General features: G+C 45.1%; 11 protein-coding genes. 8 read left to right on the forward strand and 3 right to left on the reverse strand.

All coding sequences use genetic code 11. The features are described from left to right. The first annotated feature begins 11 nt into the window (after window positions 1–11). From ACEN86_RS08430 to ACEN86_RS08455, 6 genes are all read left to right on the forward strand, one after another. Window positions 12–980, forward strand: coding sequence for a sugar phosphate isomerase/epimerase family protein (locus ACEN86_RS08430; protein WP_495633840.1), 969 nt, complete (start codon window positions 12–14; stop codon window positions 978–980). 268 nt (window positions 981–1248) lie between these two features. Next, entirely contained in the window at window positions 1249–1563 is a 315-nt protein-coding gene (locus ACEN86_RS08435) for a winged helix-turn-helix transcriptional regulator (RefSeq protein WP_495633841.1), read from the forward strand. A gap of 55 nt (window positions 1564–1618) precedes the next feature. After that, a complete protein-coding gene (locus ACEN86_RS08440) occupies window positions 1619–2185 on the forward strand; it encodes an FAD-dependent oxidoreductase (protein ID WP_495633842.1) in 567 nt (188 codons plus the stop codon). Between the two features lie 184 nt (window positions 2186–2369). Beyond that, window positions 2370–3071, forward strand: a complete 702-nt coding sequence (ric, locus tag ACEN86_RS08445; protein WP_495633843.1) for an iron-sulfur cluster repair di-iron protein — start codon at window positions 2370–2372, stop codon at window positions 3069–3071. Window positions 3072–3231: 160 nt separating this feature from the next. Next, window positions 3232–5673: a nitrite reductase large subunit NirB gene (gene nirB, locus ACEN86_RS08450; RefSeq protein WP_495633844.1), complete on the forward strand. Its 2442-nt coding sequence runs from the start codon at window positions 3232–3234 to the stop codon at window positions 5671–5673. A 29-nt stretch (window positions 5674–5702) separates the two neighbouring features. Further along, window positions 5703–6047 carry a nitrite reductase (NAD(P)H) small subunit gene (locus tag ACEN86_RS08455; protein WP_495633845.1) on the forward strand — a complete coding sequence of 115 codons (345 nt, stop codon included), beginning with the start codon at window positions 5703–5705 and terminating at the stop codon, window positions 6045–6047. Window positions 6048–6120: 73 nt separating this feature from the next. Here the strand turns inward: ACEN86_RS08455 and ACEN86_RS08460 are convergent, their stop codons facing one another. The 3 genes from ACEN86_RS08460 to ACEN86_RS08470 form a co-directional block, all read right to left on the reverse strand. After that, on the reverse strand, window positions 6121–7524 hold the full coding sequence (locus tag ACEN86_RS08460) for a HAMP domain-containing sensor histidine kinase (protein WP_495633846.1): 1404 nt from the start codon (window positions 7522–7524) through the stop codon (window positions 6121–6123). Next, window positions 7521–8237, reverse strand: a complete 717-nt coding sequence (locus tag ACEN86_RS08465) for a response regulator transcription factor (protein WP_495633847.1) — start codon at window positions 8235–8237, stop codon at window positions 7521–7523. The genes ACEN86_RS08460 and ACEN86_RS08465 overlap by 4 nt, the downstream gene beginning before the upstream one ends. 188 nt (window positions 8238–8425) lie before the next feature. Further along, a complete protein-coding gene (locus tag ACEN86_RS08470; protein WP_495633848.1) occupies window positions 8426–9142 on the reverse strand; it encodes a Crp/Fnr family transcriptional regulator in 717 nt (238 codons plus the stop codon). A 337-nt stretch (window positions 9143–9479) separates the two neighbouring features. Here ACEN86_RS08470 and adhE point away from each other — a divergent pair, with 337 nt between their 5' ends. Both adhE and pflB read left to right on the forward strand, forming a co-directional pair. Next, window positions 9480–12092 carry a bifunctional acetaldehyde-CoA/alcohol dehydrogenase gene (gene adhE / locus ACEN86_RS08475; protein WP_495633849.1) on the forward strand — a complete coding sequence of 871 codons (2613 nt, stop codon included), beginning with the start codon at window positions 9480–9482 and terminating at the stop codon, window positions 12090–12092. A 265-nt stretch (window positions 12093–12357) separates the two neighbouring features. After that, the gene (gene pflB / locus ACEN86_RS08480) at window positions 12358–14619 is read left to right on the forward strand and encodes a formate C-acetyltransferase (RefSeq protein ID WP_495633850.1); all 2262 of its coding nucleotides are present in this window, start codon (window positions 12358–12360) and stop codon (window positions 14617–14619) included. Window positions 14620–14650 lie beyond the last annotated feature (31 nt).

Genomic DNA, 14650 nt, shown 5'->3' on the forward strand with positions numbered 1-14650 from the left:
GGTGACAAGTTATGAAATTAGGCGTATTTCTAGTTTTGTTTGGAGACCGTTCTTTTGAAGAAGCATTGGATTTCGCTGCATCCCAAGGGGTAAAGGCGGTTGAGATTGGAACCGGGGGGAATCCGGGCACCAAGCACTGTAATCCGGATGAATTGCTCGAGAACAAAGCCGCAAGAGATCAGTTCAAGAAAGCTCTCGATTCCAGAGGGATTACCATCAGCGCGCTAAGCTGCCACGGGAACCCGCTTCATCCTCAGAAGGCGCTTGCCAAGGCGGATCACGAAGACTTTCTGAAGACCGTCAAGCTTGCGGAGCTGCTCGAGGTACCAGTGGTGAACACCTTCTCGGGATGCCCTGGCGATCATGAGGATGCGAAGTACCCGAACTGGCCGGTTGCCCCTTGGCCGAACGACTACCAGGAAATTCTGAAATGGCAGTGGGAGAATAAGGTCATTCCTTATTGGACTGAAATGGGGAAATATGCGGCTGAACATAAGGTAAAAGTTGGACTTGAGCTGCATGGTGGATTCTCTGTGCATACCCCTGCTACCCTGCTTCGCCTTCGGGAAGCGGCGGGCGAGGCCATCGGTGCGAATCTTGACCCGAGCCATATGTGGTGGCAGGGCATTGACCCTGTTCAAGCCATTCACATTCTAGGCCGCGAAGGAGCCATTCATCACTTCCACGCCAAGGACACCGTGATTGATCCTATCAATGTGAACAAATACGGCATCACAGATATGCAGTCCTATACCAACATGCTTGATCGCGCTTGGCAGTTCCGTACCGTAGGCTATGGTCATGATATCAAGACATGGGCGGATATTATTAGTGCACTGCGTCTGGTTGGATATGACTATGTAGTCAGCATAGAGCATGAGGACGGTCTGATGTCCATTGAGGAAGGGTTCACCAAGGCGGTACGCAATTTGCAGTCGATCATTATTGAAGACTCCAGTGCGGACATGTGGTGGGTATAACAGCAACAGATCGTTAATTTCTAGTATTCAAGACATAATTAAATAAGTTTAAGACAAATAAGCCAGACTAACTTTCGGAAGCTGCCGGAATAAGTCTTGGCTTTTTTGTTGGTAAACGTTCATTTTGTATACCCTTTCACGTATATATTGTATATAATCAGGTATTATCCTGGTTTTCTTTATAAGCAAAATGTTGTAAAATATATATACTAACTAAACGTAAGTTTTTTCGGTTATACCCTGACCGGATGACGAAGAGGTGATTGATATGGAGGGTCAAGGGAATTTGTGTCCGCGATTTGAAACTGCGTTCTCTTTTCTCGGGAAGAGATGGAACGGTCTGATCATTCAGACCTTAATGAGCGGTCCTAAGCGGTTCAAGGACATTTCTGGGCTTATTCCGTCTATGAGTGATAAGATGCTGTCTGAGCGTATGAAGGATCTGGAGTGTGAAGGTATCGTGGTTCGCCACGTGTATCCAGAGACGCCCGTCCGGATTGAATACGAGTTGACAGACAAAGGAAGAGCACTACAGCCCGTTATGGAGCAGATTCAATCCTGGGCAGAAGCCTGGGTAGAATAAAAAAAGCCAGTGTTCTTCCAAGCTGGCCTGATTATTATAGAAAGCAGGTGCTTTAGTGGCAGAGATCATCATTATTGGAGCCGGACCGGCTGGAGCTAGTGCAGCCTTGTTCCTGGCCAAAGCAGGCAAAGAAACCTTGGTAATTGACAGCAACACCAGTATGACCAAGCGGGCCTGGATTGAGAACCACTATGGCGTCAAAGACATCTCAGGTCCCGATCTTCTTAAGATTGGCCGTGAGCAGGCTGCTAAATTTGGAGCCAAATTTATTGAAGAGAAAGTCTCCGTGGTGGATACCAATGGCGGTAAATCAGTTACGATCAAGACGGAATCGGGCAGAAGCTATGAAGCAGCCCACGTAATTCTTGCTACGGGAGCGCTTACAGATTTGGCTAAGCATATCGGGCTGGAATTAAAGGATGGCATAGAACCGAGAATCAAGACCGTAATTGCTACAGATGGAGCAGGCCGGACAAGTAAGCCTAGAATATGGGCAGCAGGAGTAGCGGCAGGTGTAAGTGTTCATACGATTATTACAGCTGGCGATGGAGCTAAAGTGGCGATTGAAATCCTAAGCGAGCTAAATGGCGAGCGTTATGTGGACCACGATGTGTTGAAATAATATTAATTATTTACCCAAAGGCTTTTTGCAGCTAAATCTGCAGAAAGCCTTTTTATATTTTTACTGTGACGGAAATATGACTTTTTTTACAAATTCTATGTTACTCAAATCACACATGTCTCCCAAAGACTTGAAGTACGATGGATTTAAATAGTCAACTAAATTTATATAGGAGTGGATAGAGATGGGATTGGCTAATCTTGCTTTCAAAGCAGAGGACATGGTTAGAGACATCGTGATACGTTTTCCTAAGTCCAGTGATTATTTTCGCAGCCATCGTATTGACTTCTGCTGTGGTGGGAATCGCCCGTTAAACCAGGCTGTAACGGAAAGAGGACTGAGCACGGAGGAAGTTCTGAAGGATCTCCAAGAGCTGCAAAGTGAGCATCCCCATACCGAAGATCATGATGACTATCCGGCATGGAGTTCGAACGACCTGATCGCTTACATTGTAAATAAACATCATGCATACTTACGTGAAGAGCTTCCGCATATTGAGCAGAACGTGAAGAAGGTGTACCGAGTTCACGGGCAAGAAGGAGATCATTTGGCAGAAATTAATCGGCTGTTTGGACTCTTGAAGACAGATCTCCTTGAACATACAGATAAGGAAGAAGCCCATGTGTTCCCGAAAATGATCAACTGGGAATCTAGCCAAGAATCCGAGACACTGACCAAGCTTCGCTCCTCAATTACCGAGCTTGAGGCGGAACATGATACAGCTGGTGATATTTTGAAGAAGATTCGTGAACTTACACAGGATTTCACCCCTCCTGCTCATGCATGTACAACTTACAGAATGACCTATTCCAGACTCGAAGAATTGGAGTCAATGACCTTCCAGCATGTCCATTTGGAGAATAATATTTTGTTCCCCCGTTACTGAGAAAAGGTGATCTTCCCTAAGTGCACAGTAGAATGTGAAAAATATCACTATTGGTGTGAGGTTTATCACACCTTTGGGATTCGGTTGTAGATATACTTGATTCATCAGAGGGCGAAATCAAAATTAATCATGCCTGAAAAGCTAGAGGAGGCATTTAAATATGAATATAAATAAGAAAAAACTTGTTGTTATAGGTAACGGGATGGCCGGCATCAGTACAGTAGAACAAATTCTGAAGTTAACCACAAATTTTGAAATTACGGTGTTTGGCAGTGAGCCGCACCCTAACTACAACCGGATCATGCTCTCCTATGTACTGGAAGGCAGCAAGACGATCGATGACATTATTCTTAACGATTTGAACTGGTATGCTGATCATGGGATTACCCTTCATACCGGAACAACAGTTACACAAATTGATGAAGCCACAAGAGAAGTTGTTGCTGAAAATGGTCTTCGGGTTCCTTACGATAACGTTATTATTGCGACTGGCTCCAAGCCATTCATTCTGCCAATTCCAGGCAGTGATAAAGAAGGCGTCATCGGTTTCCGTGATATCGAGGATTGCAATCAGATGCTGGAAGCCGCTAAGAATTATAAGAAGGCAGCCGTTATCGGGGGAGGCCTGCTGGGACTTGAAGCTGCCAAAGGTCTTGTCCATCTTGGAATGGAAGTGACTGTAGTCCACCTGATGGATGATCTGATGGAGCGTCAGCTGGACACCACGGCAGCTGCAATGCTGAAAGCCGAGCTTGAACGCCAAGGAATCAAGTTCGCCATGGGAGTGCAGACAACAGAACTGCTTGGTGAGGAACGCGTACAGGGACTGAAATTCAAGGACGGATCGGTGCTTGAGGCTGACTTTGTAGTCATGGCAGTCGGAATCAAACCCAATATTACTGTTGCAGCTGCAAGCGGAATTGATACTAACCGAGGCATTGTTGTAAATGATTATATGCAGACCTCGATGGCTAATGTGTATTCTGTTGGTGAATGTAATGAACATAGAGGGGTATGCTACGGACTTGTTGCTCCGCTATTTGAACAAGGCATGATTCTTGCCAAGCACATTTCGAATGTAGATACAGCAGGTTATGAAGGCTCTGTCGTATCGACAAAGCTGAAGATTTCAGGCGTGGATGTATTCTCGACAGGAGAATTTATTGATGGTCCAGAGCATGTTGTCATTGCACAAAAGGATGAATGGAAGCGGACCTATAAGAAAATTTTGCTTAAAGATAATATCATGGTGGGGGCAGTGCTGTTCGGTGATATTACAGAATCCGCTAACTTGCAGAAGCTGATCAAGCAAAGAACAGAGATGACTGATGAGCTGTACGCTCAACTGATGGGTACTGGCTGCTGTGGCGGCGGAGATGCGAAGAAATCATCTTCTGTAGATACTATGGCTGATGACGAAATTGTATGCGGATGTAACGGGGTAACGAAGAAGGCAATCGTAGATGTGATTACGGAACAGGGCCTGACTACAGTGGATGAGATTAAAGCTTGTACGGGAGCGACACGTTCGTGCGGCGGTTGTAAGCCTGTCGTTGAGCAGATTCTGCAGTTTGTTCTGGGAGACGGGTTCAAGGAGACAGCCAAGCAGGGAATTTGTGGCTGCACAACCCTTAGCCGCGATGAAATCGTAGCCGAGATCAAGACCAAAGGTCTAACCACAACAAAGGAAATTATGCACGTGCTCGACTGGAGCCAGCCTGAGGGCTGCTCGAAGTGCCGGCCGGCTCTGAACTATTATCTGGGCATGATCTATCCGGATACCCATATGGATGAGAAGGAATCACGTTTTGTGAACGAGCGGATGAATGCAAATATCCAGAAGGATGGCACTTATACCGTTGTACCTAGAATGTACGGCGGTGTAACTACCCCAGAAGACCTTAAGAAAATTGCGGATGTGTCGCTTAAATATGATGTTAAAGCTGTTAAAGTTACAGGCGGTCAGCGTCTGGACCTGATCGGAGTGAAGAAGGAAGATCTTCCAAAGGTATGGGAAGAGCTGGATATGCCTTCAGGCTATGCATATGCCAAATCGCTGCGCACAGTTAAGACTTGTGTAGGTTCGCAGTTCTGCCGATTTGGTACACAGGATTCAATGGGGATGGGAGCACTTCTTGAGCGCAAGTTCGAGAGATTGGATTTCCCGGCCAAATTCAAAATGGCGGTCAACGGCTGCCCAAGAAACTGTGCCGAATCGTGCACGAAGGATATTGGTATTGTCGGTAATGATGGAGGATGGGAGATCTTTATCGGTGGTAATGGCGGTATTAAAGCCCGTCTCGCAGATTCGCTGTGCAAAGTGAAGACAGACGAGGAATTAATTGAGATTTGTGGAGCGGTTATGCAGTATTACCGTGAGACTGGCAAATATCTGGAGAGAACATCGGAATGGGTTGAACGGTTAGGTCTTGAACATATCCGTGCCACAGTCGTAGAAGATGAAGCCAACCGTAAAGCGCTGATGGAGCGTATCGAATTTGCGCTTGAGCAGGTAGAAGACCCTTGGAAGAAAGTAATAAATGACGAACGTACCCAAGCTGCTTTATATAATGAGCTGGACCCTACTTTGCTGCACAAATAAGGCTTTTAAATAGAAAGGAGAGAGTAGCCATGGAAGAAAAGCTTGCCTATTACCCTGTGGGAACCGTTAATGATTTTCCCGCTCAAATTGGTCGGGTTGCACATGTTGGAGAACTGGAAGTTGCGGTATTTTTGAGTTCAACTGGAGAGATGTATGCGATTGAGAACAAAAATCCTCATCCTAAGGGAGGGCCATTGGCAGAAGGAATCATCTCTGGAACATATTTATATGATCCGCTGTATGATTGGAAGATAGACCTTAAAACAGGACTTGTGCAGGCACCCGATGTGGGTCAGGCGAGAACCTTTCCCGTCATTGTTAAGGGAGGCATCGTGTTTGTAGGTGCCGTTGCTCTTGAGCCGGCGGCAATTTAACGATTAGATTGATTAAAGGATCCTTTCTATAGAAAGGATCCTTTATTTGTGTGCAACGGCTGTATGCTGGATGTTATCTAAGCGCCTCAGTTCCAGGTCTGGACAGTGTGATCTGAAAAGTGGTTCTTCCAGCCGTACTCAGCAGGGTCAGTTCCCCACCATGCAGTTCTATCGCTTTCTTAGCAATGGAAAGACCCAGCCCTGTCCCTCCATCGCTTGTCCTTGCAGCGTTACCCCGAACAAATGGATCAAAGAGGGTATCTCGAATAGATTCGGGAATTCCAATACCATTGTCACTAACCGTGAGAACAACCTTATCCTGGGCGTGGACAAGCTCAATATCTACCGAGGTTCCTTCCGGATTATATTTCAGAGAATTCGTAAGCAGATTGGATATCGCTCTGCTCATCATGGTAGGGTGGAGCCGGACCATTAGCTCCTCTATAGGGATGGATAGAGTCAGATTGAAATGCTTCTGCTCAAACAGATCGTAGTTCTCTGCGGCAATTTCACGCACCAGTTCGCCCAGATCGGTAACTCTAAACTCGCCTGCCAGTGGATAGTCAGCGGTATCCAGCTTGGATAGTTCGAATAAATCTTCAATAAGGGCCGTCATCAAATTGGCCTTTGCATAGATTAGATTCAGATACTTAAGTCTTTTCTCCTCATTATCAGCAAGGCCCAGCAGCAGTGCGCTGGCATAGCCCTGTATTGTTGTAATCGGCGTCTTCAAGTCATGAGAGATATCGAGAAGCATTCGCTGCTTGCTCTCTTTTAATAGCTCATTGGCTTGTTCGGTCTCTTGAAGATGCTCTGCCATATCGTTAAAGCACTCCTGAATGGTGGTTAGCTCCTCATTGGATCGGAATGCGAGGCGCTGATCGTAATTTCCTTTTCGCATATGCTTAATGGCTGCAGTGATCTGTTCCAGAGGAATGGTAAGGCGGGTGGAAGTCCACCTGCTGTAAAAATATGCGCTAATAACGGACAGGAGAAGGATCCCGTAGAAGCCACTTGTGAACGTAATGTTAATACTATTGGGAGGCTCAAGCAGCTTAAGTTCAGAGTGGCCTTGTTCTCTTGGTACTGCCACAAGACATAACAAGCTTATACCTTGACTGGATTGGAAGGGTGCAATCGAATACAGATACGCTCCTTTCTGACCGGAATACAGCATGGATGCCAGTTCGTCAGAAGAATACTGAGTTCTCTGGTCCTGCTTGTTTCCTTTAACATAGATGACTCTTCGCTGGTTATCCAGAATTTCCACCCAACCTCCGGACTCCTCAATCGGCTTGGAATTGATGGAAGTATAGTCAGCTTTGACAATCAGCGAGGCATCTACAGGATCGTCTGAATATACGCCGGACAAGCCTCCAGTGAATAATTGAACCATTAAATAAATTACCCCGAGCGTTAAAGCAAAGAATAAGTAAGATTTGACCAGCGAGTGAAATAGACGCCCCTTGGTTCTCAAAGGAAATCTTCCTTCTTGGCAAATTTATACCCAAGTCCCCGTATGGTCTTGATATAGACCGGCTGCCTTGGATCCACCTCAATCTTGTCCCGAAGCCTTGAAATATGAACCATCACCGTGTTGTCATCATTCCAGTAAGGATCGCTCCAGACCCTCTCGAACAGCTGCTTCTTCGTAAAAACTCTGCCCGGAGACTCCATAAAGGTCTTAAGCAGCTTGTACTCCGTAGAGGTTAGCTCGACTTCATTGCCATTCAGCGTAAGAACACAAGCCTCCAGGTGCAGATTCAGAGCACCGATTGCAAGATCAGCTGGAGGAGCTGAAGAGACTGGGTGTGCATCGTTGAAATCATAGGCTCTTCGTACCTGGGCTTGAATACGGGCTACAACTTCCAGGGGATTGAAGGGCTTGACTATGAAATCATCTGCTCCAAGGCTAAGTCCCAGAATCTTGTCACTATCCTGGTTCTTGGCAGACAGGAAAATAATCGGCATTTTATATACTGAACGAATCTGCTTCACCAGCTGATAACCGTCCTGGCCGGGCATCATAATATCGATAACCGCAAGGTCGATTTGTACGGATTGTATTATTTCCCAAGCCTGCAGCCCGTCATAGGCCTCCAGCACACGGTAATTATCCCTTTCAAGAAATAACTTCAACAGTTCTACTATATCGGGTTGATCATCAACAATTAATATAGTGGGATTCATGATTATAACCTCCAGAGAGTAAGATGCTCAGCTTCCATATGTATCCTTGTCAGTAATTCTATTCATAGGGGTTAAATCCTGTCCAGCTTAGGGGAATGTAAGTTTAATTTAAGGATTCCACCTTAATGTAGCACAAAAAAAGCAGGCAGGACCGGATTCCGGCGCTGTCTGCTCTTTAATTAACTCTACTAAATGCGGCAAATTTGGTGTGGACACAGCTCGCAGTGGCAAATATCCTGCAGCATGACCAAGTCTTTAATAATAATCAAGCCGTTCTCATATTCAATAGCATCTTTCCTACGCAAATCACTAAGCATCCGGTTAACACTTTCACGTGTGGCTCCAATCATATTGGAAAGATCGGTATGGGTAATCTTTTTGTTAATACGAATGGTATTGCCCTGCTTCTCACCATAAGAGTTGCTTAGACGGATTAGAGTAGAACAGAGAGCACCTGGCTTGCCGTACATCATCAGATCACGGAACTTGGTCTGGGTGAGACGATGGTGAATTCCCATCCATTTCATGAAGTCAATAGCGAAATCAGCATGCTGACAAATGATAATTTCCAGATCACGTTGTTCAATGATTCCAATCTCGCTATCCTCAATTACTTCTGCTGTGAAGCTGTATTTGGAACCAAAGAAGGGATCGGCCTGACCAACAAGGTCGCCGCTTTGATACATATATAGAATAAGTTCCTTGCCTTCATCAGTAGATTTAGTTAGTTTGATTCGTCCCCGCTTGATAAAAAACAGCTTGTCGGCTACATCTCCCTCCCAGAACAAATGAGATCCGGATGGATATAATTTGTCCTTCATCATTACTAGAAGCCGATTGAAATTCTGTTCGGTGAAGCTGCCGGTATTTCCTCGGGTCAAGGTGGTAGTCATATACTCATTCATAACCGATCTCTCCTTAGTCGTCCAATTTATTCATATTCTATATGGAGGGGACTAAAGGTCCGATCCATTTCTATGCCTCAATTATATAGCTAAATTATGCGGTTGAGGGGCCTGAACAGGGCTTAAAAGTGGCGAATAAACGAACATTGTGATTTATTTCACTTTGTTTATTTTTAGTGATATATGTCACAGTATGCGATTTCTCACCATGCTAAGATGAATGCGTAGAGAGAAGGAAGTCAAGCGTAAGGCTTTTAAGATCAAAGCACTTGTGAAAATATTCACGACTGTTTATTTCTTAAACCCCGCTTACCTAAATAATAGGAGGATGAGAGTAATGGCTGTTAAAACCGAAGTAAATGAACCAGTAAAGCCAACCGCTGAAGAACACATCCAGACACTAATCAACAAAGCAAAGAAAGCAACCGATGCCTTCATGAAGATGGATCAGGAACAAATCGATAAGATTGTTCAAGCTATGGCTCTTGCCGGTATGGATAAGCATATGTACCTGGCTAAGCTGGCTATTGAAGAAACAGGACGCGGAGTATATGAAGACAAGATTATTAAGAATATGTTCGCAACCGAATATATCTACCATAGTATCAAGAATAACAAAACTGTAGGTGTGATTGAAGATAATCCATATGACAACTTCCAGAAGATTGCGGAGCCAGTTGGTATTATCATGGGTATTACACCTGTTACGAACCCAACATCAACTACTATTTTTAAAGCTCTGATTGCTATCAAGACTCGTAACCCTATCATTTTCGGATTCCACCCATCTGCACAAGGCTGCTGTACAGAAACTGCACAGATCCTGCTCAAAGCAGCAGTAGAGAACGGCGCTCCTGCAGATTGCATTCAGTGGATTGAAGCTCCTTCCATGGATAAGACAAATGCACTGATGAATCACCCTGATGTTGCCTTGATTCTTGCAACAGGCGGTTCTGCAATGGTTCGCGCAGCATACAGCTGCGGTAAGCCGGCACTTGGTGTAGGCCCTGGTAACGTACCTTGCTTCATTGAGAAGAGTGCGAATATCGACCAAGCGGTGAATGACCTGATCTTGTCCAAGACATTTGACAACGGTATGATTTGTGCTTCTGAGCAAGCTGTCATTATTGAAGAACCTATCTTTGATCAAGTTAAGAAGAAGATGATTGCTAACGGATGCTATTTCGTAAATAAAGAAGAAGCTGCTAAATTGACAGCTGGAGCCATTATCGCTGACAAATGTGCGGTAAATCCTACAATCGTTGGTCAACCTGCTGTGAAGATCGCTGAAATGTGCGGCATTCAAGTTCCAGAAGGAACCAAGATTCTGGTTGCTGAAATTGAAGGGGTAGGTACTAAATACCCGCTATCCGCTGAGAAACTTAGCCCGGTACTCGCTTGCTACAAAGTAAGCAGTGCACAGCAAGGTATCGACCGCGCAGCAGAAGTAGTAGCATTTGGCGGTATGGGTCACTCTTCGGTTATTCACTCGAACAATGAGGAAGTTATTCAGAAGTACTCTGATCGTATGCCAACCTGCCGGATCCTGGTTAACCAACCATCTTCGCAAGGCGGTATCGGTGATATCTACAATACCAACCTTCCATCGCTTACACTTGGCTGCGGTTCGTATGGACGGAATTCAACTTCTTCGAACGTAACAGCAGTGAACTTAATTAACGTGAAAAGGGTGAATCGTCGTACCGTGAATATGCAATGGTTCAAAGTACCTTCCAAAGTCTATTTTGAAAAAGGGGCTACCCAGTACCTCGCCAAAATGCCAGATATTACACGTGTATTGATTGTTACAGACCCAATGATGGTGAAGCTTGGCTATGTTGAGAGAGTAGAACATTACCTGCGTCAACGCGAAACCCCTGTTGCCATTGAAGTGTTCTCACAGGTTGAACCAGATCCATCAACTACTACAGTACAACGTGGTACTGAGCTGATGAATCAATTCCAACCGGACTGCATCATCGCACTCGGTGGTGGATCACCAATGGATGCTGCAAAAGGAATGTGGTTGTTCTACGAATATCCAGACACTGAATTCAACAACCTGAAGCAGAAATTCATGGATATCCGTAAACGGATCTACAAATATCCGCGTCTTGGCCAAAAAGCTCAGTTCGTAGCTATTCCAACAACATCGGGTACAGGTTCGGAAGTAACTTCGTTCGCGGTTATTACTGACAAAGAGAATGGTAATACAAAATATCCACTGGCTGATTACGAGTTAACTCCAGATGTGGCAATCATTGATCCGGAATTCGTATACAGTCTGCCTAAAGTAGCTGTAGCTGACACAGGTATGGACGTACTTACCCATGCGATTGAAGCTTATGTATCTGTTATGGCTAGTGACTATACAGATGGTCTTGCTATCAAAGCTATCCAGCTCGTATTCGAATGGCTCGAGAAATCGGCTCTTACTGGAGATAAATTGGCTCGTGAGAAAATGCATAATGCATCGACTCTTGCCGGTATGGCGTTCGCCAATGCCTTCCTGGGAATCAACCACAGCTTGGCACACAAATGGGGAGGTCAGTACCACACTGCTCACGGCCGTACCAATGCGATCTTGATGCCACACGTAATTCGCTATAACGCTAAGAAACCAACCAAGTTCGCAGCGTTCCCTAAATATACGAACTTTGTAGCTGACCAGCGTTATGCAGAGATCGCCCGCATCCTGGGACTGCCTGCTCGTACAACAGAAGAAGGCGTGAAGAGCCTCATTAACGCTATTCGCGATATGAACAAGAAGCTCGGAATCCCAGAATCGTTCCAAGAGCTTGGCTTTGATCCAAAAGACTTCGAGAGCAGAGTAGACTACCTGGCAGATCGCGCATTCGAAGACCAATGTACAACGGCTAACCCTAAACTGCCGCTTGTTAAAGAACTGGCAGAAGTATATAGAGACGCCTTCTATGGCAGATTTGAGTAAGAAAAGATTAGCTGAATAGCACACTAAAAACAACGTGACAAATATCACCGAAAGAGTGATATTTGTCACATCCTTTTTACGGGGAAACCTCTATGATAAAAGTATAAAGAGTCCCAATGATACAGAGTTCGGGACATAGATGAAGTCACGAGTGGCACCTGGTTGCATAAATTGTGAAAACTATCACAAAAGGCTAAGATGTTTTAACTAAGTGATCTCACATGTTCCTGCTTGCATCAAAATTTATGTGATGGAGGGAAATATCATGTCGGTTATCGAGAGAGAAGTACAAACCGTACAATCCGGATGGAGAAGCTTCAAGAAAGGGAAATGGCAAAAAGAAGTCAATGTACGTAATTTCATTGATGATAACATAAATCCATATCTCGGCCGGGAAGATTTCTTGCAGGGTGCCACACAGAACACTAAGGAACTATGGGACATTGTCTCCGAGTTGACTAAGAAGGAACGGGATAACGGCGGCGTGCTAGATGTTGACGTTAATACCCCATCAACTATTATCTCCCATAAACCGGGTTATCTGGATAAAGAGAAAGAACAAATCGTTGGCGTTCAGACTGATGCTCCGTTCAAGCGTTCTATCCAGCCTTTCGGCGGAATCAGAATGATGATTGATGCTTGTGAGGCTTACGGATTCAAATTGCCTGAAGAAGTCATTAATATCTTTAACGGTATTCGTAAAACGCACAACCAGGGCGTATTTGATGCTTATACTTCTGATATGAGAGCAGCTCGTAAAGCCGGCATCATTACCGGTCTTCCAGATGCTTATGGCCGCGGCCGTATTATCGGTGACTACCGCAGAGTTGCACTGTACGGCGTAGATTTCCTGGTTAATCAGAAGAAGCAAGAACTCAAACAGCTTGAGCTTGATGTGATCGATGAGGATGTTATTCGTCTTCGCGAAGAACTGTCTGAACAAATTCGTGCGCTTGGTGAGCTCAAGGCATTGGCTGAAATGCACGGATTTGACATCTCCAAGCCAGCTAACAATGCTAAAGAAGCGTTCCAATGGGTCTACTTCGGTTACCTGGCAGCTATTAAGGAACAAAATGGTGCCGCTATGTCCCTCGGCCGCGTATCCTCCTTCCTTGATATCTACATTGAACGGGATCTGGCTGAAGGTACATTAACTGAAGAGCAAGCCCAGGAATTGGTTGACCATTTCGTCATGAAGCTTCGTATCGTGAAATTCCTGCGTACGCCTGACTATAATGATCTATTCAGTGGTGACCCTACTTGGGTAACTGAATCTATCGGCGGTATGGCCGTTAACGGACAGACTAGAGTAACTAAGAACAGCTTCCGCTTCCTTCATACGCTTTACAATCTTGGACCAGCTCCAGAACCTAACCTGACTGTATTGTGGTCCGAGAAGCTGCCGGAAGGATTCAAGAAATATTGCGCTAAGGTATCCATCGAGACCAGCTCCATTCAGTATGAAAATGACGATTTAATGCGTCCGATCTATGGCGATGATTATGGAATTGCCTGCTGTGTATCCGCTATGGAGATCGGTAAGCAAATGCAGTTCTTCGGTGCTCGTGCGAACCTGGCCAAAGCTTTGCTGTATGCAATCAATGGGGGTAAGGATGAAAAGTCCGGTGTTCAGGTTGGTCCTGAGTATCCTGCTATTACCGGAGAAGTACTGGATTATGCAGAGGTCATGAAACGGTTCAAGCCAATGATGGAATGGTTGGCTAAGCTTTATATGAATACACTCAACGTTATTCACTATATGCATGATAAATACAGTTATGAACGGATTGAAATGGCGCTGCATGACCGTGATATCCTTCGTACTATGGCTTGCGGTATAGCCGGACTTTCCGTTGCGGCTGACTCTCTGAGTGCTATCAAATATGCTAAAGTTAAACCTATTCGCAACGAGAATGGAATTGCTGTTGACTTTGAGATTGAAGGCGAGTTCCCTTGCTACGGTAACAATGATGATCGGGTTGACCAAATTGCCGTTGAACTGGTTGAACAGTTCATGAGCATGATCCGCAAACACAAAGCTTATCGTAATGCAATGCCAACACAATCTGTTCTTACTATCACATCCAATGTGGTATACGGTAAGAAGACTGGTACTACACCAGACGGACGTAAAGCTGGTGAACCGTTCGCTCCAGGGGCTAACCCAATGCACGGACGTGATAAGAAAGGTGCTCTTGCTTCGCTAAGTTCAGTAGCCAAGTTGCCATATGAACACAGTCTGGACGGTATCTCCAACACCTTCTCCATCGTGCCTAAAGCACTGGGTAAGGAACCTGAGATCCGCAAATCCAATCTCGTATCCATGATGGATGGTTATTTCGGCAGCAATGCACATCACTTGAATGTTAACGTATTTGACCGCGAACAGCTGATGGATGCTATGGACCACCCAGAGAACTACCCACAATTGACCATTCGGGTATCTGGATATGCAGTTAACTTCATTAAGCTGACTCGTGAACAACAGCTCGATGTCATTAACCGTACTTTCCACGGATCAATGTAAGACAGCTAGTCACGTAATCTGATGTAAAATG

The sequence above is a fragment of the Paenibacillus sp. Paensp111 genome (assembly GCF_059492195.1).

Excerpts from the sequence above, each read along its gene's own strand:
- ACEN86_RS08455 (WP_495633845.1), top strand. The coding sequence starts at position 5,703 with ATGGAAGAAAAGCTTGCCTATTACCCTGTGGGAACCGTTAATGATTTT.
- adhE (WP_495633849.1), top strand. The coding sequence starts at position 9,480 with ATGGCTGTTAAAACCGAAGTAAATGAACCAGTAAAGCCAACCGCTGAA.
- ACEN86_RS08435 (WP_495633841.1), top strand. The coding sequence starts at position 1,249 with ATGGAGGGTCAAGGGAATTTGTGTCCGCGATTTGAAACTGCGTTCTCT.
- ACEN86_RS08470 (WP_495633848.1), bottom strand. The coding sequence starts at position 9,142 with ATGAATGAGTATATGACTACCACCTTGACCCGAGGAAATACCGGCAGC.
- ACEN86_RS08430 (WP_495633840.1), top strand. The coding sequence starts at position 12 with ATGAAATTAGGCGTATTTCTAGTTTTGTTTGGAGACCGTTCTTTTGAA.
- ric (WP_495633843.1), top strand. The coding sequence starts at position 2,370 with ATGGGATTGGCTAATCTTGCTTTCAAAGCAGAGGACATGGTTAGAGAC.
- ACEN86_RS08465 (WP_495633847.1), bottom strand. The coding sequence starts at position 8,237 with ATGAATCCCACTATATTAATTGTTGATGATCAACCCGATATAGTAGAA.
- nirB (WP_495633844.1), top strand. The coding sequence starts at position 3,232 with ATGAATATAAATAAGAAAAAACTTGTTGTTATAGGTAACGGGATGGCC.
- pflB (WP_495633850.1), top strand. The coding sequence starts at position 12,358 with ATGTCGGTTATCGAGAGAGAAGTACAAACCGTACAATCCGGATGGAGA.